The sequence below is a fragment of the Mesorhizobium sp. B3-1-7 genome (genome assembly GCF_006439385.1).
GTDB lineage: Bacteria > Pseudomonadota > Alphaproteobacteria > Rhizobiales > Rhizobiaceae > Mesorhizobium.
Map to the genome: position 1 here is coordinate 108,823 of NZ_VFTL01000005.1, position 21,674 is coordinate 130,496.

Below are 21,674 nucleotides of genomic sequence, written 5' to 3' on the forward strand. Positions count from 1 at the left end.
CCTTGGGGTTGGCATGCTGTTTTGGGCATCTTGGGGCGTCGGGCAATGGCTCGGTGTGGCGGGGCTTGCGGCCGCGCTGCTGTTGACCGTCCGGCTCGAAGGCAAGCCGGGAACCTGGCCTCTCGGCTTTTCCACCTTCTTCCTTCTCTTTGCTTTCCTGCACCTGTTTTTTCCAGGCGCGATCGTCGCGCTCTGGATGACGCTCATGCTGACGGCCATCATCGGTATCGCCTCGAAGCTGAAATACCGCTATCTCGGCTTCAATCTTCTGGCCGGAGATCTCTATCATCTGGCCGCGAGCAGTTGGCGCAGCGTCTTTGTCGACAATGCCCGAATGGCGATCCCGGCCCTCTTCGCCGGAGCGGCGATCGTTGCGGTCGCCATGCTTGTCGACATAACTCTGGTGGAACAGGCGACATCGCTCTCGCTGCGCCTCGCGATTTTCGCCGTAGCCGTGCTGATCTACGTGGCAGTCTATCGGTTGAGCGGCGGAGCGCCTCGTTTCCGCTTCGACCTGCTCACCAGGGATCGCGCGCATCTCTCCGCCTTCGTGGCGTCGTGGCTCGGCGCGGGACCTTCGCAACGGCCGGGCTTCGTTGACATCGCTCACGATCCGCTGCCGTTTCTGCCGCCTGTGCCGGCTAAGCGGGATAACGGCGAGGCTCGACCGCACATCTTCATGGTCCTGCACGAATCGACATTTGATCCGAGGCACCATGGCGTGCCGATCAACCGTGCTTTCGAGTAATTCTTCTCGCCCGCAAACGGTCTGTCTGGGGCTTTGCATGTCGATGTTTTCGGCGGCAGCACGCTGCAGACCGAATTCTCGGTGCTGACCGGCCTGTCCTCGCTTTCCTTCGGCAACGACAGCCGCTTCGTCTTTCATCTGCTGGCTGGGCGGGTGCGCCACTCATTGCCCTCGGTGCTTTCAGGCATGGGGTACCATGTGTCGCATGTGAGCTGCGATCGTCCCAACTTCGTCAATTGCGATCGCTTCTATAAATCGATCGGGTTCGAGGAGGTCGCCTATGCCGCGACCTTGCCGCCGCCCTTCGATCTGGAGCGCTGGCGTCGCGAGCGCCATGACGAACAGCTTTACAGCCATGCTCTGAACCGGATTGCGGACCGCTTGGGAAGCGAGAGGCCCTGTTTCCTCTCGATAATGACGCTGATGAACCACGGCGATCACCGTCGCCGCATCTTCCCGCCCGAGCTTCAGGCCGATATCCGCCGTGAAGCCGTCGCGCTGACCGGCAATGAGAATTACGGCGAATATGCCGTGCGGCTGGCAGAAAGCGTCGAGGCCTATGCCGCGTTTCGCGGACAACTCGAAACCGCGCTGAATGGCCGGCCAGCCATCGTCGTGCGTTATGGCGATCACCAGCCGTCATTCACAGCCGTCCTCACCGGCCTGCCGCCTTCCGACAGAGCTTTGCACAAGACCTTCTACGCGATCGAGGCGATCAACAGCGCTCTGCCCGCCGACCTGGCCGCTCCCGCCATGCTCGACGCGGCATTCCTGTCGACATTGACCATGTCCGCCGCGCGTCTGCCGCTCGATCCGGTATTCGCGACCAGGACGGCCCTTCTGGCTGACTGTGCCGCTCGCTATTTCGCAAGCGAGTCCGTGCGCAAGAAGCGCTTCCACCGGGCTCTTGTCGAAGCGGGCATGGTCGATCTCGCCTGAGCGCCTTGCCGCCCATCGGCGGCTTCGCTACACCGGACGGCGAATGCAATTGGGAGTGTCACCCCATGGCCGAAGCCTATGATCCCGGCAACATCTTCGCGAAAATCCTGCGCGGCGAGATTCCCTCGCACCGCGTCTACGAGGACGACGCGGTCGTCGCCTTCATGGATGTGATGCCGCAAGGCATGGGCCACACGCTGGTGGTGCCCAAGGCGCCGTCGCGCAACATGCTCGACGCCGATCCGGCAACGCTCGGCCCATTGTTCGGCGTGGCGCAGAAAGTTGCGGTCGCGGTGAAAAAGGCCTTCAACGCCGACGGCGTCACTCTGATGCAGTTCAACGAGCCGGCCTCCGGGCAGACCGTCTATCATCTCCATGTCCATGTCGTCCCGCGCTTCGAGGGCATACCGTTGAAGCCGCATTCGGGCCAGATGGAGAAGCCGGAGGTGTTGGCCGAGAACGCCGGCAAGATCCGGGCAGCGCTGGGAAGCTGAACGGACCGGCGCTCAGGCGGTCGGCAAATTCGCCAATGTGTGGAAAGCCATTGGCGCCGGTCCCGCGATGAGCCTCTCGCGGATCGACCCCGCGCATGCCCGCGGGCTGAGCAGCGACGTATCGACTTCCAGGTCGTAGAGGCCGGGCTTGTGCACCTCTTCCTGCCAGCGGCGGACGGGCAACGGTATGGGATCGTCGTCCCTTCCAATGACATATGGCGTACCTTCCCCACCTGCTGCGCGCCTTCGCAACACCTCGTCGATCGGGCAGCGGACGCCGACGACCAGCACCGGCAGGCCGGCCAGGCGTCGCGCACAATGGGGAAGGATGTTCAGCGATCTGGAATAGGCGTCGTGATGACCGATATCGACGACGACATTGAGTCCCAGCCGGCTGTGAGCGGCGATCGAATCGTAAAGCGCGGCGTAAAGCAGCGGCACGAAAGCCTCGATGTCGGGGCGTTCGCCACCGGGACGCAGGCCGATACCCGGGCGCAGCCGCGGCGGCGTGGCTTGGGCGCAGGCGTCGACGCCGAGATTGATCCACACACCCTCGAATGTCTCCTGGATCGCCGCGGCGATGCTCGATTTTCCCGAGCGCGGCGCGCCGTTGAGGATGATGATCTGTCCGGCTTCCAAGCGGTGCTCCTGTTCAACGAAAAAAGGCCCCGTTTCCGGGGCCTTCTGTATTTCAAGCGAGTGCTTGTCAGCCCTTGCGCGGCAGTTGCGGCACAAGGCTGCGCTTGTTGCCGTCCTTGCCCTTCGGCTCCGGCTTCTGCGCCACCGCCTTCTTGGGCGCAGGCTTCTTGGCGACCGCCTTTTTCGGCTTCGGCGCGTCTTCCGGTTCTTCCTTCTTCGGCTGCACGGGCGACTCGTCGGCGAGCGATTCGAGCTTCAGGCCGGACTCGCCGGTTTCCTTCTTCTCGACGGTGACGCGCACCGTGCCGCCCTTCTTGAGCTTGCCGAACAGCACCTCGTCGGCCAGGGGCTTCTTGATGTGCTCCTGGATGACGCGGCCGAGCGGACGCGCGCCCATGCGCTCGTCGTAACCCTTGTCGGCCAGCCAGGCGATCGCGTCCGGCGACAGGTCGAAGGTAACGCCACGCTCGGACAGCTGCGCCTCGAGCTGCATGACGAACTTCTGCACCACCTGATGGATGACCGGCACCGGCAACGAGCCGAACGGGATGATAGCGTCCAGACGGTTGCGGAATTCCGGCGTGAACAGCCGGTTGATCGCCTCGACGTCGTCGCCTTCGCGCTTGGTCGAGCCGAAGCCGATCGCCGCGCGCTGCGCATCCGACGCGCCCGCATTGGTGGTCATGATCAGGATCACATTGCGGAAGTCGATCTGCTTGCCGTTGTGGTCGGTCAGCTTGCCGTGGTCCATCACCTGCAGCAGGATGTTGAACAGGTCCGGATGCGCCTTCTCGACCTCGTCAAGCAGCAGCACGCAGTGCGGATGCTGGTCGACGCCGTCGGTCAGCAAGCCGCCCTGGTCGAAGCCGACATAGCCGGGAGGCGCGCCGATCAGCCGCGAGACGGTGTGGCGTTCCATATATTCCGACATGTCGAAGCGGATCAGCTCGACGCCAAGCGAGGCGGCAAGCTGCTTGGCCACTTCCGTCTTGCCGACGCCGGTTGGCCCTGAGAACAGGTAGGAGCCGATTGGCTTCTCCGGTTCGCGCAGGCCGGCGCGCGCCAGCTTGATCGCCGAGGTCAGCGCGGTGATCGCGGTGTCCTGGCCGTAGACGACGCGCTTCAGCTCGATATCGAGGCCCTGCAGCACCTTCTCGTCATCGGCCGAGACGGTCTTCGGCGGGATGCGCGCCATGGTGGCGATCGTCGCCTCGATCTCCCTGATGCCGATCGTCTTCTTGCGCTTGGCTTCCGGCACCAGCATCTGCGAGGCGCCGGTCTCGTCGATCACGTCGATCGCCTTGTCCGGCAGCTTGCGGTCGTTGATGTAGCGCGCCGACAGCTCGACCGAGGCCTTGATGGCTTCGCTGGTGTAGCGGACCTTGTGGAACTCCTCGAAATAGGGCTTCAGGCCCTTCATGATCTCGATGGCGTCCTCGATGGTCGGCTCGTTGACGTCGATCTTCTGGAAGCGCCGCACCAGCGCGCGGTCCTTCTCGAAGAACTGGCGGAACTCCTTGTAGGTGGTCGAGCCGATGCAGCGAATGGCGCCGGACGACAGCGCCGGCTTCAGAAGGTTCGATGCATCCATGGCGCCGCCCGAAGTGGCGCCCGCCCCGATCACCGTGTGGATCTCGTCGATGAACAGCACAGCGCCCGGATAATCCTCGAGCTCCTTGACGACCTGCTTCAGCCGCTCCTCGAAGTCGCCGCGATAGCGGGTGCCGGCCAAGAGCGTGCCCATGTCGAGCGCGAAGATGGTGGCGTCCTGCAGCACTTCAGGCACGTCGCCTTCGACGATGCGCTTGGCGAGGCCTTCGGCGATCGCCGTCTTGCCGACGCCGGGGTCGCCGACATAGAGCGGGTTGTTCTTGGAACGGCGGCACAGCACCTGGATGGTGCGGTTGATCTCGCTGTCGCGGCCGATCAGCGGGTCGATCTTGCCGGCCCGCGCCTTGTTGTTGAGATTGACGCAGTAGGCCGTCAGCGCGTCCTGCTGCTTCTTCTTGCCGCCCTCTTCCTGCGGCTCGGCGCCATTCTGGCCGCCCTGCTCGTCCTCGGCGCCGCGCGGCGTGCGCGACTCCGAAGCGCCCGGACGCTTGGCGATGCCATGCGAGATGTAATTGACCGCGTCGTAGCGGGTCATCTGCTGTTCCTGCAGGAAATAGGCGGCGTGGCTCTCGCGCTCGGCGAAGATGGCGACGAGCACGTTGGCGCCGGACACTTCCTCGCGGCCGGACGACTGCACATGGATCACGGCGCGCTGGATGACGCGCTGGAAACCTGCCGTCGGCTTCGAATCCTCGTCGTAACCGGTGACGAGGTTGTCGAGCTCGGTGTCGATATAGGTGAGAACCGTATGCTTGAGCTCGTCGAGATCGACGTTGCAGGCACGCATGACGGCGGCCGCCTCGGTGTCGTCGATCAGGGCGAGCAGCAAATGTTCGAGCGTCGCATATTCATGATGCCGCTCGTTGGCGAATGTCAGCGCCTGATGTAGCGCCTTTTCCAGGCCTTGGGAGAAAGCCGGCATGTTACCTCACTTCTTCTCCATCACGCATTGCAGCGGATGCTGATTCTGTCGGGCGAAATCCATGACCTGGGACACTTTGGTCTCGGCCACCTCGAATGTGTAGACACCGCACTCGCCCACTCCATGATTGTGAACATGAAGCATGATGCGTGTGGCGGCCTCGCGGTCCTTTTGGAAAAACCGCTCCAGGACGTGAACGACGAACTCCATCGGCGTGTAATCGTCGTTCAGAATGAGGACCCGGTAGAGACTGGGCTTCTTGGTCTTGGTTTTGGTGCGCGTGATGACAGCGGTGCCGCGACCGGGATCGTTGCGGTCTCCGTCACCTTGCATTCGCACCACGCCTGCCGTGGCAGTCAAACCGATCGTCACGTAGTCCAGCCTTTTCGAATCCTCATGCGAGTTCAACATGTAGGTTCTCGATGAACGATTTTAAGCCCTTCTGTTTAGCTGACAATATGGCTAGGTGGGCAAACCTCTGCGAATTTCTCAATCGTGAATGCGGTTAATGTGCATCGAGTTGCGATCGCGCATGAAAAAACCCGGCCGCGTTTCCGCGACCGGGCCTTTCCGACTGGCCGGCTGGCCTTGTCAGGTGTGATCGGGCGAAATTACTTCGCCTTGGCGACCACCGATTCGAAGGGCTTGTAAGCTTCCTTGGCGAGTTCGGCATAGAGATTGCCGATCTTGCTGGCCTCGGCCACGAAGCTCTCATAGCTCTGCTTGGCGTAATCGGTCTGGATCTCGACGGCCTTCTCGATCGACTTGGCCGCGAACAGCTTCTCGAAGGCGGCGCTGCCGGCTTCGAAGCTCTTCTTGGTGTATTCGCCGGCTTCGGTGGCGATCGCCTGCGCGCCCTTGCTGAGCGAGGCAAAGCTCTTCAGCCCGGTGTCGGCAAATTCCTTGCCGTATTTCGTGAAGTCCTCATAGGTCTGGGTCATTTCATGCTTCCCTTTGGTTGAAACGCCCTTTTTGGCCCCAGGCGCCCTTGTGCAATGCACCTCAATATATTGTGCGATGCACAAAAGTCAAGAATCCCTTGGGTAAGCAGGGGCCCAGCGCCGGCGGCCGGTAAAATTCGATTAAAGAGAAGCTCGATTTGCCGAAAAATGGTGAACGCTGCGGTTACCATAAACGGATTGGTAACGCTGGGCGCGATAGCTTGGCCGGAAGCGAGGCAGGCCTCCCTTTGCCGCCTCCGGGGCAACGAAAATTCAGGGTAAGTAACGGTGCGTCAGGCGTTGTCGGGCTTCGTCTCCAAATCTTCTCTCTCCTTCAAGGCAATCATGGTTGCCGCGCTCGCGGTGACGATTGTCGCCGCCGATGTCGCTTCGGCTCTTGCGGCAAGGTCCGCGGCCATCGTCGTCGACGCCAAGACCGGCAAGGTGCTTTATTCGGCCGATGCCAATGGCCGACGCTATCCGGCTTCGCTCACCAAGATGATGACGCTCTATTTGACCTTCGAGGCGTTGGCGAAAGGCAGGATCAGCAAGAACACGCCGGTTCCGTTTTCCGCGCATGCCTCCGCCGAGGCACCGACCAAGCTCGGCGTTCGGCCCGGCGGCTCGGTTCCGGTCGAGACCGCTATTCTGTCGATCGTAACGAAATCGGCGAATGACTCGGCAACCGCGCTCGGCGAAATGCTCGGCGGCAGCGAAGACAATTTCGCCCGCATGATGACGGCCAAGGCGCGCCAGCTCGGCATGAACGGCACCGTTTTCCGCAACGCTAACGGCTTGCCCGATCCCGGCCAGTTCACCACGGCGCACGACATGGCCATGCTTGGCATCGCGCTGCGTGAGCACTACCCGCAATATTACGGCTATTTCTCGCAGCGCTCGTTCCTGTATGGCCGCCAGCGCATCAACGGCCACAACCGCCTGCTTGGCCGCATCAAGGGCGTCGACGGCATCAAGACCGGCTATACCCGCGCCTCGGGTTACAACCTCGTCTCCTCCGTGGCCGATGGCGATCGCCGCCTCGTCGCGGTGGTGATGGGCGGCGCTTCCGGGCGCAGCCGCGACAACCAGATGGCCGCGCTGATCAACACCTATCTGCCGCGCGCTTCGACGCGCGGCGGTGGCGATCTCATCGCCAAAGGCGGCGACAATACGATCAAGACCTTGGCCAAGGTCTTCTTGCCCAAGCATGACGCGCCCACTCCGGACGCCAAGCCGGCAACGGATGACACTGTCGTTGCCTCAGCCGACGAAGACGTCCAGGACGACGCCCAGCAGGTCGCCGAGGAGACGAAGCCCGTCATCAAGGTCAAGAAGGTGAAGACGGTTGCCGTCGCCGCCATGGCGCCTGCCCCTGAATCCCAAGAGACTTCGCCCCAGGTCGTCACCGCCTATGCCGAACCCGCGCCGGCCGCGCCCGCGATCGATCCGGTCAAGACGTCGTCGGTGCCGTCCGGCTGGGTGGTTCAGGTTGCCTCCTCGCCGACGAAAACGGGAGCCGAAGCGCTGCTCGATCAGACCGCCAAGCAGGCGCCGAGGATCCTGGCCGACGCATCGGGCTTCACCGTCGCATTCGACAAGGACGGCACAACCTACTACCGCGCCCGCTTCGGCGGCTTCGGCTCGAAGGGCGCCGCCTGGAAGGCCTGCGATGCCCTGAAGCGCAAGAAAATCTCGTGCTACGCCGTCGAGCAATAGGCGGCTGTTGAATCTCCCGGAAGGTACCGGCGTCGAAGGAGACTAATCGTGATTGGAGAGCAAGACGTCCTTGGCTTCATTGATCCGCGCCGCCAGGACGGACGTGCCGCCGACATCGGCGTTCAGGCGCTGCATCAGGCGGCGGTGCGCCTTGCGGATATCCGCCGCGGCAGCCCCCGCTTCAAGACCAAGGACCTTGTAGGCCTCCTCCTTAGTCATGGCGCCCGCACCTGGCGCAACACCCAGCCCTTCGCCACCGTGAGGCTGCGCGTCCTTGCGCCAGACGGGAAAACGGCCGTCAAGATACGTCTCTAGGAGCTGGCGGCTCTCCGGATCGGGACTGAGCTCGCCATGAAGTTGGCGCAGGTCCGTCAGTCCCATAGCCCCCAGCATCTTGCCTTCATAACGCCCGGCCAGGACAAGCCCCTCGAGCCTGCCGCTGTCATGGTCGAGGTCCATTTCGAGCGCGGCGGTGCGCACTGTCGAATGCTTGGAGGCGGCCGCCCGCGCCGGAGGCCGCCTTGTGCGTATCCATCCGACCCAGGCCAGCGCCGCGAGCAAAAGCAGTCCGCCGATAAGGCTGCGGCCGAAGATCAGCATGGGCGCGCCAACCAGCCCCAGGAAGGCCGGCCCAAGCGATCTCAGACCGTCGGCCATCCTTGCCGCATCCGCGCGCACAAAGAGCATCGCGGTGCCGAAAAGCACCACGAGCACCGCTGCCAAAGCAAGGATCACGCCCATCGATTAGCACCGCCATAGGGATGACCGAGCATAGAAATAGGATGGGACCAAGGTCCGGCGCTTGCAAGTCCCACATCTGACGAGCCGAAGGGCCAGCGCCACGGGCGGTAAACAAAGCCGCGCTAGAGCAGACCGAGCTCGGCGAGTTCGAGCCTCAGCTTGGGCGGCATTTCGGCGAGCGCCCCCCTGCCCTTGCCAAGATCGGCCGGCGCGTCGGCGGGCTTCAGATAGCGCCAGCCCTGGAAGGCGCGGCGCGGCTGCCAGTCGGTGCGCACCACATTCGGATCGAGCATAAGATGGCAGCGGCCGATGCCCTCGCCGTCGGTGAAAGGTCGGATCTCGGTGATCAGTTGCCGGCACTGCACATTGCCCTTGATCACCCAATAGAGCGAGCCGCCATCGGTGATCTCGCCGCCGCGCGTCGGCACCATGCGGGTGGTGTGCCAGTGCTCGGCCGGCTCGCCGGCACGGCGCCGCTCGTCGAGGCGGAACGCAATCCACTCTTCGAGGTCCTCGACGCTGTCGCAGCCGACGCACAGTTTTAGGAGATTAAGTGACATGTCCCAAGATTTAGCCGCAAGGGTTGACGCGTCAACGCCTTGAGCGACTTCTCCACAGGGCCAGCCTGGAGTCTTAGTAGGACCTCAGCACTCGACGACGTTGACCGCCAGACCGCCGAGGCTGGTTTCCTTGTACTTCTCGTTCATGTCGAGGCCGGTCTGGCGCATGGTTTCGATCGCGGCATCGAGCGGCACAAAATGCGTGCCGTCGCCCTTGATGGCCAAGGAAGCGGCCGTCACCGCCTTCACCGCGCCCAGCGCGTTGCGTTCGATGCAGGGCACCTGCACCAGGCCGCCGACGGGATCGCACGTCATGCCGAGATGATGCTCGAGCGCGATCTCGGCGGCGTTCTCCACCTGCTCCGGCGTGCCGCCCATGACGGCGCACAGGCCGGCGGCGGCCATCGCCGAAGCCGAACCCACCTCGCCCTGGCAGCCGACCTCGGCGCCCGAGATCGAGGCGTTGGACTTGATGATGCCGCCGACGGCGGCCGCCGTCAGCAGGAAGTCGCGGATGCTCGGCTGGTCGGCTTCGGGATGGAAATGCAGCCAGTAGCGCAGCACCGCCGGCAACGTGCCGGCGGCGCCATTGGTCGGCGCGGTCACCACGCGCCCGCCGGCGGCGTTTTCCTCGTTGACCGCCATCGCATAGATCGACAGCCAGTCATTGGCGAGCAAGGGATTGGGCCGGTTCTGCTGCCATTGTTCCTGCAGCTTGTCGTGCAGCTGCCGCGCCCGGCGGCGCACCTTCAGCCCGCCCGGCATGATGCCGTCCTGCGACAAACCGCGATCGATACAGCCCTTCATTGCGCCCCAGATCGCGTCGAGGCCTTCGTCGAGGTCCTCGCGCGACATATGCTTTTCCTCGTTGGCGCGCTTCATCTCGGCGATCGAAAACCCGCTCTTGGCCGCCATCGCCAGCATTTCGACGGCGTTCTTGAAGGGGTACGGCACGTTCTTGCCCTCGGTCGTCACCGAGCCCTTTGCCTTCATGCGCTGCAGCTCTTCCTCCGAAACGACGAAACCGCCGCCGATCGAATAATAGATGCGCTTGAGCAGCAGCCGGTCGGATGCGTCATAGGCATAGAAGGCCATGCCGTTGGCATGACCGGTCAGCGGCGTCTTGCGGTCGAGCACGAGGTCCTTGGCGGGATCGAAGCGGTATGCCGGATGCCCGGGCGGCGAAATGCGCTTCTGCGCGCCGATGCGGGCGACGATGCTATCCGCCTCGTCCGGATCGACCGTCTGCGGAGTCTGGCCTGCCAGGCCGAGGACAACGGCCCGATCCGAGCCGTGGCCGATGCCGGTATAGGCAAGCGAGCCGTGCAGGCTGGCGCCGATGCGGTCGACCTTGACGCCTGCCGGACGCGGCCATTCGCCGGCCAGGATCTCGTCGAGGAATCGCCGCGCGGCCGTCATCGGGCCCATCGTGTGCGAGCTCGACGGGCCGATGCCGATCTTGAACAGGTCGAAAACCGAAAGGAACACGGGGGCGTTGTCTCCTGAGGGTCGCTTGAAACCTACATATAGGAATTCCCGGGATGTTTCCGCTGTTTTGCATGCCGCGGCGCGGCGGCTGCCGACCTTGTTTGCTCCGTCAGCGACATCACTTCAACTCGGGCCTACGCGCCGTCTTCTTCTCGATCGGCTATCTCGGCTGGTTCGTCGATCCGGTGGTGTTCGTGGTGTCGACGCTGGTGCTGTTTGCCGCTGCTGGTGCGCCGTCAGTTCTTCTCCGCGGCCCGGCAGGCGGTGCTCGGTCAGCCGCCCGGCCCGGGGAAGAACTGATCGATCCTGCCGGACATCCTGTAGGCGAAAAGCCCGATCCACTCGCGCACCGCAATGGTGGTCGCTTGCACCGAGTCGACCGGATTGTCGCGGTAGAAGCCGACGCCTTCCCTGCCCGAGGTGCGATAATCGACCGGCCACGGAATGGTCGCAAAACCCGCCTTGTCGAACAGCGCCTTGGCGCGCGGCATGTGGAAAGCCGAGGTGACCAGCAGCCAGGTCTCGCCCGGTTTCGGCTCGACGAGATTCCGCGAGAAGACAGCATTCTCGTAAGTGTTGCGGGATTTGTCCTCGAGGATCATGCGATCGGCCGAAACGCCGAGCGCCCCGAGCAGCCGCGGTGCCGTGTCGGCGTCGCCCTCGCCGTCGAGGAAAAGCGAACCGTTGCCGCCGGACACCACGATCTTCGCTTGGGGAAAGTGCCTCGCCAGGATCGCGGTCTCGACCATGCGGTCGCCGCTGCTGTTCAACTCATAGCCGCCGCGCGCCAGGTTGATGGCGCCCTCGAAGCCGCCGCCAAGCACGACGATGCCATCGACCTTTTCCGGTAGTGGCGGCTTGGGGAAGCGTTCTTCGAGCGGGGTCAACATCATCGCGCCAACCGACGTCCAGGCCGAAAGCATCAGGATCAGAAAAGCCAGCACGCTGCCGGTTGCAGCCAGCCGCTGGCGCCCGAACAGCGCCGCAAGCAGGCCGGCGAGCAGCAGGAAGATGGCCAGATTGATCGGCTGGATGAAGAACCAGAGAATCTTGGAAAGATAGTAGAACACGCTTGGCACCTACCGCGCATAGGAATGGTTGGTGGCGGTAAATCGCCTAACGGCTTCCGCCACCGCTTCAGCTTCGGGCCGGCTCAGTTCCCGGCCAAAGGAGATTGAACCTGTTGCGCCGGTCAAACGGACAACTTCCTTCAGGCCGGCCTCGTCGGTCGGATAGGGATGGTTCAGGATTTCGACCGAGAGCGGCCCACTGAAGGTCAGGGAGGCGCGATCGGGAAGCGGGCTGCCCCTGGTTTCGCGGAGCACGGTGGTTTTGGTGACGCGCAGCTCTTCCCCGGCGCAAGCCAGCCACAGCAATTCCCTGCCGAGGAAATAGGCGAACAACCCGACGACAGCCAGGAATGAAACAAGACCAACGAGGCCCATCGCGATCGTCGCCGGCGACCTGTCGAAGAACCCCCAATACGCGGTGACGGCGACAATCCCGACAGAGAGCAGGACAAAGCCTGTCCTTATGGCCGAACGCCGAGGCGGGTTGCCGATGATCAGTTCGCCCGCCGTCTCGACAATGGATATGCGAGACGGGGCCGACATCCTACCACCATTTCTCCGGTTGGAATCTGCCCGCGGCCTTTTCGATCACATGCGCCGTCTGGAACAGCGTTTCCTCGTCGAACGGGCGACCGATCAGCTGCAGGCCGAGCGGCAGGCCCTTGCCGTCGAGGCCGGCCGGCACCGAAATGCCGGGAAGACCCGCCATGTTGACGGTCACGGTGAAGATGTCGTTGAGGTACATCTTGACCGGATCGGAAGCCATGTCCTCGTCGGCGACGCCGAAGGCGGCCGACGGTGTCGCAGGCGTCAGGATGACGTCGACGCCGGCGGCAAAGACGTTCTCGAAGTCGCGCTTGATCAGCGTGCGCACCTTCTGCGCCTGCAGATAGTAGGCGTCGTAATAGCCGGCCGACAGCACATAGGTGCCGATCATGATGCGACGCTTGACCTCGCGACCGAAGCCGGCGGCACGCGTTTTCTCATACATGTCGACGATGTCCTTGCCGGGCACGCGCAGGCCGTAGCGCACGCCGTCATAGCGGGCGAGGTTCGACGACGCCTCGGCGGGTGCCACGATATAGTAGGCGGGCAAGGCATATTTGGTGTGCGGCAGGGAGATATCGACGATCTCGGCGCCGGCATCCTTCAGCCAGGCGATGCCCTTCTGCCAGAGCGCCTCGATGTCTTCCGGCATGCCGTCGACGCGGTACTCCTTCGGAATGCCGACCTTCATGCCCCTGACCGGCTTGCCGACCGCCGCTTCATAGTCCGGCACCGGGCGGTCGACCGAGGTCGTGTCCTTCGGATCGACGGAAGCCATCGACTTCAACAGGATGGCGGCGTCGCGCACGTCGCGCGCGATCGGCCCCGCCTGGTCTAGCGAGGAAGCGAAGGCGACGACGCCCCAGCGCGAGCAGCGCCCGTAAGTCGGCTTGATGCCGACCGTGCCCGTGAAGGCGGCTGGCTGGCGGATTGAGCCGCCGGTGTCGGTGGCAGTGGCACCCGCGCAGAGGAAGGCGGCCACGGACGATGCCGAGCCGCCAGACGAGCCGCCCGGCACCAACTGGGCATTGTCCAAGGCCCGCGCCGTCTTCGTGCCGCTGGCGGAAACAAAGCCACCGTCGCCCTGATGCGTCGTCGGCATGACGACCGTGTCGAGGCGCGAACGCCGCCACGGATTGATCACCGGGCCGTAATAGGAGGTCTCGTTCGACGAGCCCATGGCGAACTCGTCCATGTTGAGCTTGCCGAGCATCACCGCGCCGTCGGCCCACAGGTTGCTGGTCACGGTCGATTCGTAGCGCGGCTTGAAGCCGGCCAGCACATGGCTGCAGGCCTGGGTGTGGATGCCTTGGGTAGCGAACAGGTCCTTGATGCCGAGCGGAATGCCTTCCAGCGCGCCGCCCTCGCCCGTGGCGAGCCTGGCATCGGAAGCCTTGGCCATGTCGCGCGCCTTGTCGGCGGTGACAGCCACATAGGCGTTGAGCACGGGATTGGCGCGATCGATCGCGGCGAGATAGGCCTCGGTGATCTCGGCCGCGGTGATCTCCTTGCCGCGCAGCTTGGAGCGGGCCTCGGAAATGGTGAGATGTGTGAGATCGCTCATCAGGCAAGGCTCTTTTCGTAAAACACCGACCATTCGGAGTCGGGATAATCCAGCACCGGTCCGCAACGCGAGAATCCGGCGCGCTCATAAACGGTCCAGGCAGCGGGGTGCCGATCGCCGGTTTCGAGAACCAGGCGCTTCAGCCCTTCCTTCCGGGCAAGCGCCTCGACACGTCCGACGATCTCGGCGCCGATCTTGCGGCCGCGGTGCGAAGGCCGCGTATACATGCGCTTGACCTCGCCGGTGGCATCGTCATGGCGCTTGAGCGCGCCGCAGCCGACGGCCAGGCCGTTGTCGCGGGCGATGAATACCGTCGTATCCATGCCCGCCATCTGCTCGACGGTGAGATGATAGCAGTGCTCGGGCGGCGTCAGCTCGAGCAGCGCGGCGTTGAGTTCGGCGACCAGCGCACGCACGTCGTCCTGCAAAGGCGTCTCGATGGCGATCTCGACAGCCACAGCCTACTCCACCACCTTCGGAACGAGGAAGAAATTCTCTTCCGTCGCCGGCGCGTTGGCGACGATGTCGGCGGCCTTGTTGCCGTCGGTCACGGCATCCTGGCGCTTCTTCATCTCCATCGGCGTGACCGAGGTCATCGGCTCGACGCCTGAGACATCGATCTCGTTCAATTGCTCGACGAAGCCGAGGATGGCGTTCAATTCGCCGGTCATGCGCTCGGCGTCCTGCTCGCTCACCGCGATACGGGCAAGGTGCGCGACGCGCTTCACGGTCTGAAGATCAACGGACATGTTCTTTTCGCCTCGGGAAAACCAGTGCGGGCTATAGCGGTGCCGCGCTCAGCGCGCAACATGGATGATGCCGGAGCGGTCGGCACGCGGCCGCCCGCTCGGCTCCTGAGGCAGCGCCACGCCTTCGCAATGATAGTAGCTGCCGCCGTTGCCGGACCGGTCGCCCCCATCGTCGACCGGCCGGACCGAGACAAGGCCGATCTGTTTTGCGCTTACCTGGGTGACCGAAAGCATTCCGGAAACACATGGTCGGGTTCCCGGCAGATCGCGGTCATGGCCCAACTCGGTGCGCTCTGTGCCTTGCTGACCTGAAGGAACTCGCAATAGTACTCGACCCCTTGCAATCCCTCAGCCGTCAACACGATGTTGCCGGCGCCGATCACTGTCTGCAGCGTCTCGTTCTTGGCCTTGTCGCAGAGCTCCTCGGATTGCAGCCCTCGATGAATCGTCGGCCGCCGGCGCCGGCGTTGCCGCGACCAGCATCGAAACGCAAAGAGTCTGTCTCAAGGCCATGATTTTATTCCAGATTCCTGACGGAGAAACCTAGATCGTGATCGCCTTGCCTATTTCCGGCAACGCCACCTTGACGCCCGACCCTTCCATGCCGGTGACGAACTTGTCGGCGGTCTGGTCGATCATCGAGAAAGTGCCGAAATGGCAGGGAACGACTGTGTCGAAGCCGAAGAAGCGGCGGCAGGCAAGCGCCGCCACCGCACCGCCCATGGTGAAGCGGTCACCGATCGGCACGATGCCGATCTTCGGCTCGTGCAGTTCGTTGATCAGCCCCATGTCGGAGAAGATGTCGGTGTCGCCCATGTGGTAGAGCGTCTTGTCCTCGGGAAAGTGCAGGACGAGCCCGCCCGGATTGCCGAGATAGGTGTTCGTGCCGCCTTCGCCGCCGAAGGAGGACGAATGCAACGCCTGCACGAAGGTCGTGGTGAAGGGTCCGCAATCGACGGTGCCGCCGATATTGCCCGGATTGATCTTGTCGCCGCCGACGCCCTGGCCGACGAGATACATGCAGATCTCGAAATTGGCGACCAGCATGGCGCCGCTTTTCTTCAGCACCTCGACCGCGCCGCTGACATGGTCGTTGTGGCCGTGGGTCAGGAGCACATGGGTCACGCCCTCAGCCGGCCCTTCCCAGCCGCCCGTCCAGGACGGGTTGCCGACCAGATAGGGGTCGATGAGAATGGTGGCGTCCTTGGTCTCGACGCGGAATGCCGAATGTCCGTACCAGGTCAGTTTCATGAATGCTTCCTCGATTTTTCCGTTGCCGGAAGATAGAACGCTCCCGGCAAATTGAAAGTAGCGCGGCGCTTCTCACCGTCAAAAGAATGTGTGACGCCCGGATGTCAGGAAAAGCCGTTGGGCATTATTGCAATCGAGGAACTGCCGGAACGGCTTGCCGGCGGCAGGACGCTCGCCGGGCTCGATCTCGGCGACAAGACGATCGGCGTGGCGGTTTCCGATCGCGGGCTGTCCTTTGCCCATCCGCGCCCGGTCATCCTGCGCAAGAAGTTTTCGCTCGATGCCGCCCAGTTGCTCGCTCAGTTCGAGAAGGACAATGTCGGCGCCGTCGTGCTCGGCCTGCCGGTCAACATGGACGGCTCGGAAGGACCGCGGGCCCAGAAATCGCGCGCCTTCGTCCGCAACATGGCGCCGCTGTCGGACCTGCCCTTCGTGCTGTGGGACGAGCGGCTGTCGACGGTCGCTGCAGAACGCACACTGATCGAGATGGATTTCTCGCGCAAGAAGCGCGCCGGCAAGATCGATTCGGCGGCCGCCGCCTTTATTCTGCAGGGAGCGTTGGACCGGCTTCAGTCGCTCGGCCGAGCCGATCGGAGCTGATATCGCCCTGCCGGCGCTGCCTGATCCATTCGGTGATGTTGCGCCGGCGGCGGAAGGCCCAAAGCCCCATCAGCAGGAAAAAGTCGAAAATGCAGGTCCGCGCCACCATGCCGGGGATAATGGCCGGATCGATGCCCAGCATCTGGCCATAGAGCTCGAAGACGAAATCATGCAGCTGGCGGCTCAGCATCACATAGCCGAAATTCATGTCGTTGAGCGACAGGAAGAACCATCCCCAGAAGATGGCCATCGGAGCGGCCCAGAGTGCGAACAGCGTGCGCATCAGCGGCTGCCTCCTGGCTTGCGTTCCGGGCGGCCGGATATGCGGGAAAGGAGCGAACTGTGCGCGGCGCCCATCGCCATGCGCGAGGCGGCGCGAACATCGCCCTCCGGCAAATTCATTGCGGCGAAGGTGGAGCGCCGTTCGGCCAGCACGGCGACGTAGGAAGCAAGCAGCGCCGTCATCTGGATGGCGACGATCATGAACAGGCCGTCGACGCCTTGCGCCACGCCGCCGATGAGGATCACCGAGAGCAGGAAGGACGCCGAGATGAAGGCGATCCGCGCCACGCTCTCGCCCGCGTCCGGCCTTGCCGCCGCGTTCAGCAGCGTTTCGACGAAGGTCCAGCAGAACAGCACCGCGACGGTCAAAAGCGCGACCGAAAGCGGCGCGACCACGACGGCATTTTCAAACTGCGGAAAGCGGTTCCCCTGGACTGAGAGGCCGAGCACGCCAAGCGCCGCCGCTATGCCGCGGCTGCCGTCTATGCAGATATAGGCAAGCAGGGCGAAAACCACCGCCCAATGCAAGGCCAGAACTGAGCTCAACACGTGCCGCATACGCTTCCCGCTGGCGGAGCTCGGGGGTCATGGTTAACCGTTCCCTACTCCAGCAAGCGGAGATTGGGCTTTGCAACGGTTCGCCGCAACGGAAACCATTTGTTAAGGTTAACAGCTATCCACAGATCGGCAATCCGCCTTTGGGGCATGATGCCGAAAAGCCGGATCAGGTCACCGGCGGATAGAGCGTGTCGATGATCATTCGCGCGTCGTGGCGCGAATCGAGCATGCCGTAGGTGGTGCGCCACTGGCCGCCGAGTCGGGTTTCGACGAAGGCGTCGGCGATCCGCCCTGCCCCCAGCCTGCGAAGCTCCGCCGCGGCGGCCGAAAGCGCCAGCTGTTCGGTGAGCAGCCGCGCCGAGCCTTGGTCGGTCGCGGCGACCTGCATGGCGGCTTTCAGCACGCCGATGGTGCCGCGCCCGCCGGTGCCGAGATCGCGGTCGATGCTGGTTAGCACCTCCTCGAACAGGCCGGGCGCGCGGCCAAGCACGCGCAGCACGTCGAGCGCCATGACATTGCCCGAGCCCTCCCAGATCGCGTTGACCGGCGCCTCCCGGTAGTAGCGGGCAAGCGGCGCTTCCTCGACATAGCCATTGCCGCCAAGGCATTCCATCGCCTCGTAAAGCAGCTGCGGCGCGATCTTGCAGACCCAGTATTTGACGACAGGCGTCATGGCACGGGCAAAGGCCGCCTCGCCGCGATCGCTTGCCGCCTCGTCGAAAGAGCGCGCCAGCCGGAACGAGAGCGCCGTGGCCGCGGCGACATCGAGCGCCATGTCGGCCAGAACCCGCTGCATCAGCGGCTGGTCGATCAGGTTGGAGCCGAACACCTGGCGATGACGCGTGTGATGGACGGCCTCGGCGACGCCCACCCGCATCAACGCCGACGAAGCGACCGCGCAGTCGAGCCTGGTCAGCGTCACCATGTCCATGATCGTCTTCACGCCGGCGCCCGGATCGCCAACCATCTCGCCGATCGCATTGACGAACTCCACCTCCGACGAGGCGTTCGAGCGGTTGCCGAGCTTGTCCTTCAGCCGCTGGAAGCGGAAGCCGTTGCCGGAGCCGTCGCCCAGGACGCGCGGCACGAGGAAGCAGGACAGTCCCTCCGGCGCCTGACCGAGCACCAGGAAGGCATCCGACATCGGCGCCGACATGAACCATTTGTGGCCGGTCAACCGGTAGAACCCGCTTCCCGTGCGCTCCGCCCTGGTGGTGTTGGCACGCACGTCGGTGCCGCCCTGCTTCTCGGTCATGCCCATGCCGAGCGTCAGTCCGGTCTTTTGCACCGGAGGCTTCTGTGTCTGGTCATATTTGCGCGTCGTCACGCGCGGCGCCCATTCGCGGAAAAGCTTCGGACTTGCCATCAAGGCCGCCAGCGAGGCGCTGGTCATGGTGATGGGACAAAGATGCCCGGTCTCGAGCTCGGCGGTCAGATAAAAGCGCGCCGCCCTCACCTGATGGCGACGGCCGATCTCGGCATCGCCGTTTTCCCACACGGAAGAATGCAGCCCGCCGGCGACCGAGCGGCGCATCAAGGCGTGATAGGCCGGATGGTATTCGACCAGGTCGAGGCGGCGGCCCTGGCGGTCATGCGTCCGCAATTTCGGCGTGTCGGTGTTGGCGAGGCGGGCGAGCTCCTGCGCCTCCTGCGTCATCACGAACCGGCCAAGCCCGTCGAGATCCTTGCGCACGGGGTCGGAAAAACGCTCGGCAAGCTGGATGAGCAACGGATCGCCCCGCCATGCGTTGCCGCCCGTCAACGGCGGCGGCTGGTTGATCACCTCGTCGGTCAAGCCCAATCCTTCGTTTGGCAGGGAGGTCCTATCATTTTCAAGGCCGCGGTCGCGAATCCGAAGCCACTGGGCCTTATAGCCCAAGCCATGCAAGGCGCGCGACGAAAATACCGGGGAGAACGCTCGCAATCCAAAGCTGGCGCTTGCGGTAGGCCGGACCGCACCCTATAGCAGCGCCTTGAGATGACCGACGCTTCGTCCCTGCCGCTCTTTCCCCACCGCCATCTTCTAGGCATCCGCGATCTTTCCCCCGCCGATATCGAGCTGCTGCTCGATCGGGCGGACCAGGCCGTGGCGATCTCGCGGCAATCGGAAAAGAAGACCTCGACGCTGCGCGGCCGAACCCAGATCAACCTGTTCTATGAGGCGTCGACCCGCACGCAATCGTCCTTCGAACTGGCCGGGAAAAGGCTTGGCGCCGACGTCATGAACATGGCGGTGGCAAGCTCTTCGGTGAAGAAGGGCGAGACGCTGATCGATACGGCGATGACCCTCAACGCCATGCGCCCGGACATCCTCATCATCCGCCACCAGTCGGCCGGCGCGGCGGCGCTCCTGGCGCAGAAGGTCGGCTGCTCGGTGGTCAATGCCGGCGACGGCGCGCACGAGCACCCGACGCAGGCGCTGCTCGATGCGCTGACCATCCGCCGCGCCAAGGGGCCGCTGTCGAAGCTGATTGTGGCGATCTGCGGCGACATCCTGCATTCGCGCGTCGCCCGCTCCAACATCATGCTTTTGAACGCGCTTGGCGCGCAGGTGCGCGTCGTCGCGCCCTCGACATTGCTGCCGTCCGGCATCGACAGGATGGGCGTGATCGTCGCGCGCTCGATGGCCGAGGGCCTGAAGGATGCCGACGTCATCATGATGCTGCGCCTGCAGCGCGAGCGCATGGAAGGCGCGTTCGTGCCGTCGATCCGCGAATATTTCCACTATTTCGGCCTTGATGCCGAAAAGCTGAAAGCCGCCAAGGACGATGCGCTGGTCATGCATCCCGGTCCGATGAACCGTGGCGTGGAAATCGCCTCCGAAATCGCCGATGGGCCGCAAAGCGTCATCCAGGAACAGGTGGAGATGGGGGTCGCCGTACGCATGGCGGTCATGGAAGCTCTGCTCGACCCGCGCCGCAACCATGAGGGGCGCGGCGCATGAGCGTGACCGTCTTCAGCAAGGCGCACATTGTCGACCCGTCGCGCGGCGTCGACGAGATCGGCAGCGTTATCGTTGACGGCCGCAGAATCGTCGCGGCCGGAAAGGCGGCACTGAACCAGGGCGTGCCGGAAGGCGCCGCCGTCGTCGACTGCGCCGGCAAGACGATCATTCCGGGCCTTGTCGACGCGCGCGCCTTTATCGGCGAACCAGGCGGCGAACATCGCGAAACCATCGCCTCGGCAAGCGTGGCGGCGGCGGCGGGCGGCGTCACCTCCATCGTCATGATGCCGGACACCGATCCGGTGATCGACAATGTGGCGCTGGTCGAATTCGTGCTGCGCACGGCACGCGACACCGCAAGCGTCAACATCTTTCCGGCGGCCGCGATCACCAAGGGCCTCGAAGGCCGCGAAATGACCGAATTCGGCCTGCTGCGCGCAGCCGGCGCCGTTGCCTACACCGACGGCCGCCACACGATCGCCAATGCGCTGGTGATGCGCCGCGCACTCACCTACGCCCGCGATTTCGGCGGTGTGATCGCGCATGAAACCCAGGATGCCGACCTCGCCGCGTCCGGTGTGATGAACGAGGGGCTCTACGCAAGCTGGCTTGGCCTCTCTGGCGTCCCGCGCGAGGCCGAGCTTATTCCTCTTGAACGCGACCTGGCACTGGCCCGGCTGACCGGTGGCGCCTACCACGCCGCCAAGATCTCGTCGGCGATGGCGGCCGGCGCGGTGAACAGGGCCAAGACCGACGGCGCCAATGTCACGGCCGGCGTCGCCATCCACAACCTGTCGCTCAACGAGAACGACGTCGGCGAATACCGCACCTTCTTCCGGCTGACCCCGCCCTTGCGCGCCGAGGACGACCGGCTGGTGATGATCGAGGCGATCAAGGACGGCACGATCGACATCATCGTCTCCTCGCACGACCCTCAGGACGTCGACACCAAGCGCCTGCCCTTTGCCGATGCCGCCGCCGGCGCCATCGGGCTGGAGACGCTGCTTGGCGCAGCACTTCGGCTCTACCACAATGCCGACGTGCCGTTGCTGAGGCTGATCGAGACGCTGTCCACGGCGCCGGCAAGACTGTTCGGCCTGCCGGGCGGCACGCTGAAGCCGGGCGCGCCGGCCGATCTCGTACTTGTCGACGTCGACGAGCCGTGGATCGTCAGCGAAAGCGGTCTGCGCTCGCGCTCGAAGAACACCTGTTTCGAAGGCGCCCGCCTGCAGGGCAAGGTCTTGCAGACGATGGTTGCGGGACGCACGGTGTTTTCCGCATAGACCACCCACCGCTTTGAGCCCTGCCTGG

At 64.1% G+C, this 21,674-nt stretch carries 24 protein-coding genes and 1 pseudogene; 8 read left to right on the forward strand and 17 right to left on the reverse strand.

The annotated features are described in order from the left end of the window. The first annotated feature begins 13 nt into the window (after positions 1-13). From FJ417_RS05850 to FJ417_RS05860, 3 genes are all read left to right on the forward strand, one after another. Entirely contained in the window at positions 14-748 is a 735-nt protein-coding gene (locus FJ417_RS05850; RefSeq protein WP_140782811.1) for a hypothetical protein, read from the forward strand. A 33-nt stretch (positions 749-781) separates the two neighbouring features. Beyond that, a complete protein-coding gene (locus FJ417_RS05855; protein WP_181183159.1) occupies positions 782-1,687 on the forward strand; it encodes a sulfatase-like hydrolase/transferase in 906 nt (301 codons plus the stop codon). 65 nt (positions 1,688-1,752) lie between these two features. Next, on the forward strand, positions 1,753-2,181 hold the full coding sequence (locus FJ417_RS05860) for an HIT family protein (RefSeq protein ID WP_140653083.1): 429 nt from the start codon (positions 1,753-1,755) through the stop codon (positions 2,179-2,181). A 12-nt stretch (positions 2,182-2,193) separates the two neighbouring features. On the opposite strand, the gene FJ417_RS05865 is transcribed toward FJ417_RS05860, so the two are convergent. From FJ417_RS05865 to FJ417_RS05880, 4 genes are all read right to left on the reverse strand, one after another. Beyond that, positions 2,194-2,820 (reverse strand): chloramphenicol phosphotransferase, encoded by a 627-nt coding sequence (locus tag FJ417_RS05865; RefSeq protein WP_140782813.1) that lies wholly within the window; start codon positions 2,818-2,820, stop codon positions 2,194-2,196. A 67-nt stretch (positions 2,821-2,887) separates the two neighbouring features. Beyond that, on the reverse strand, positions 2,888-5,353 hold the full coding sequence (gene clpA / locus FJ417_RS05870) for an ATP-dependent Clp protease ATP-binding subunit ClpA (protein WP_140653080.1): 2,466 nt from the start codon (positions 5,351-5,353) through the stop codon (positions 2,888-2,890). Positions 5,354-5,359: 6 nt separating this feature from the next. After that, entirely contained in the window at positions 5,360-5,686 is a 327-nt protein-coding gene (gene clpS, locus FJ417_RS05875) for an ATP-dependent Clp protease adapter ClpS (protein ID WP_041000825.1), read from the reverse strand. Between the two features lie 278 nt (positions 5,687-5,964). After that, positions 5,965-6,294 carry a phasin family protein gene (locus tag FJ417_RS05880; RefSeq protein ID WP_140642744.1) on the reverse strand — a complete coding sequence of 110 codons (330 nt, stop codon included), beginning with the start codon at positions 6,292-6,294 and terminating at the stop codon, positions 5,965-5,967. Between the two features lie 288 nt (positions 6,295-6,582). Here FJ417_RS05880 and FJ417_RS05885 point away from each other — a divergent pair, with 288 nt between their 5' ends. Continuing rightward, positions 6,583-8,010 (forward strand): D-alanyl-D-alanine carboxypeptidase, encoded by a 1,428-nt coding sequence (locus FJ417_RS05885; protein ID WP_140782814.1) that lies wholly within the window; start codon positions 6,583-6,585, stop codon positions 8,008-8,010. 42 nt (positions 8,011-8,052) lie between these two features. Here FJ417_RS05885 and FJ417_RS05890 read toward each other — a convergent pair whose 3' ends face one another. From FJ417_RS05890 to FJ417_RS05900, 3 genes are all read right to left on the reverse strand, one after another. Next, a complete protein-coding gene (locus FJ417_RS05890) occupies positions 8,053-8,751 on the reverse strand; it encodes a molecular chaperone DnaJ (protein WP_140708778.1) in 699 nt (232 codons plus the stop codon). 122 nt (positions 8,752-8,873) lie between these two features. Continuing rightward, positions 8,874-9,311 (reverse strand): DUF1489 family protein, encoded by a 438-nt coding sequence (locus tag FJ417_RS05895; protein ID WP_140782815.1) that lies wholly within the window; start codon positions 9,309-9,311, stop codon positions 8,874-8,876. Between the two features lie 84 nt (positions 9,312-9,395). Further along, the gene (locus FJ417_RS05900) at positions 9,396-10,799 is read right to left on the reverse strand and encodes an L-serine ammonia-lyase (protein WP_140782816.1); all 1,404 of its coding nucleotides are present in this window, start codon (positions 10,797-10,799) and stop codon (positions 9,396-9,398) included. A gap of 119 nt (positions 10,800-10,918) precedes the next feature. Here FJ417_RS05900 and FJ417_RS05905 point away from each other — a divergent pair. Next, a pseudogene (locus FJ417_RS05905) lies at positions 10,919-11,099 on the forward strand (DUF599 family protein); the annotation flags it as partial. Here the strand turns inward: FJ417_RS05905 and FJ417_RS05910 are convergent. The 7 genes from FJ417_RS05910 to FJ417_RS05940 all read right to left on the reverse strand — a co-directional run bounded on the left by FJ417_RS05910 (position 11,072) and on the right by FJ417_RS05940 (position 15,979). Next, positions 11,072-11,869, reverse strand: coding sequence for a YdcF family protein (locus tag FJ417_RS05910; RefSeq protein WP_140782817.1), 798 nt, complete (start codon positions 11,867-11,869; stop codon positions 11,072-11,074). The pseudogene FJ417_RS05905 and the gene FJ417_RS05910 sit on opposite strands and share 28 nt — an antisense overlap. A gap of 9 nt (positions 11,870-11,878) precedes the next feature. After that, positions 11,879-12,412 (reverse strand): hypothetical protein, encoded by a 534-nt coding sequence (locus tag FJ417_RS05915; protein WP_140782818.1) that lies wholly within the window; start codon positions 12,410-12,412, stop codon positions 11,879-11,881. A gap of 1 nt (position 12,413) precedes the next feature. Then, positions 12,414-13,979, reverse strand: coding sequence for an amidase family protein (locus FJ417_RS05920; RefSeq protein ID WP_140782819.1), 1,566 nt, complete (start codon positions 13,977-13,979; stop codon positions 12,414-12,416). Continuing rightward, the gene (locus tag FJ417_RS05925) at positions 13,979-14,437 is read right to left on the reverse strand and encodes a GNAT family N-acetyltransferase (protein ID WP_140782820.1); all 459 of its coding nucleotides are present in this window, start codon (positions 14,435-14,437) and stop codon (positions 13,979-13,981) included. Before FJ417_RS05925 ends, FJ417_RS05920 begins: the two co-directional genes overlap by 1 nt. A 3-nt stretch (positions 14,438-14,440) precedes the next feature. Then, positions 14,441-14,728 (reverse strand): Asp-tRNA(Asn)/Glu-tRNA(Gln) amidotransferase subunit GatC, encoded by a 288-nt coding sequence (gene gatC, locus FJ417_RS05930; protein WP_140782821.1) that lies wholly within the window; start codon positions 14,726-14,728, stop codon positions 14,441-14,443. Positions 14,729-14,776: 48 nt separating this feature from the next. Continuing rightward, positions 14,777-14,962 carry a hypothetical protein gene (locus tag FJ417_RS33460; protein ID WP_246687401.1) on the reverse strand — a complete coding sequence of 62 codons (186 nt, stop codon included), beginning with the start codon at positions 14,960-14,962 and terminating at the stop codon, positions 14,777-14,779. Positions 14,963-15,271: 309 nt separating this feature from the next. Continuing rightward, positions 15,272-15,979, reverse strand: coding sequence for a metal-dependent hydrolase (locus tag FJ417_RS05940; RefSeq protein ID WP_140782822.1), 708 nt, complete (start codon positions 15,977-15,979; stop codon positions 15,272-15,274). Between the two features lie 117 nt (positions 15,980-16,096). On the opposite strand from FJ417_RS05940, the gene ruvX reads away from it, so the two are divergent. Further along, positions 16,097-16,579, forward strand: coding sequence for a Holliday junction resolvase RuvX (ruvX, locus tag FJ417_RS05945; RefSeq protein WP_140782823.1), 483 nt, complete (start codon positions 16,097-16,099; stop codon positions 16,577-16,579). On the opposite strand, the gene FJ417_RS05950 is transcribed toward ruvX, so the two are convergent. The 3 genes from FJ417_RS05950 to FJ417_RS05960 form a co-directional block, all read right to left on the reverse strand. Continuing rightward, positions 16,521-16,862 (reverse strand): DUF6105 family protein, encoded by a 342-nt coding sequence (locus tag FJ417_RS05950; RefSeq protein ID WP_140782824.1) that lies wholly within the window; start codon positions 16,860-16,862, stop codon positions 16,521-16,523. The two genes, ruvX and FJ417_RS05950, sit on opposite strands and share 59 nt — an antisense overlap. Further along, on the reverse strand, positions 16,862-17,419 hold the full coding sequence (locus tag FJ417_RS05955) for a hypothetical protein (protein ID WP_140642775.1): 558 nt from the start codon (positions 17,417-17,419) through the stop codon (positions 16,862-16,864). The genes FJ417_RS05950 and FJ417_RS05955 overlap by 1 nt, the downstream gene beginning before the upstream one ends. A 166-nt stretch (positions 17,420-17,585) precedes the next feature. Next, the gene (locus tag FJ417_RS05960) at positions 17,586-19,214 is read right to left on the reverse strand and encodes a DNA alkylation response protein (RefSeq protein ID WP_140782825.1); all 1,629 of its coding nucleotides are present in this window, start codon (positions 19,212-19,214) and stop codon (positions 17,586-17,588) included. 183 nt (positions 19,215-19,397) lie between these two features. Between FJ417_RS05960 and FJ417_RS05965 the strand changes: the two genes are divergently transcribed. Together FJ417_RS05965 and FJ417_RS05970 are read left to right on the forward strand one after the other, a co-directional pair. Continuing rightward, the gene (locus FJ417_RS05965; RefSeq protein ID WP_140782826.1) at positions 19,398-20,363 is read left to right on the forward strand and encodes an aspartate carbamoyltransferase catalytic subunit; all 966 of its coding nucleotides are present in this window, start codon (positions 19,398-19,400) and stop codon (positions 20,361-20,363) included. Further along, the gene (locus FJ417_RS05970) at positions 20,360-21,646 is read left to right on the forward strand and encodes a dihydroorotase (protein WP_140782827.1); all 1,287 of its coding nucleotides are present in this window, start codon (positions 20,360-20,362) and stop codon (positions 21,644-21,646) included. Before FJ417_RS05965 ends, FJ417_RS05970 begins: the two co-directional genes overlap by 4 nt. The last annotated feature ends 28 nt before the right edge of the window (positions 21,647-21,674 follow it).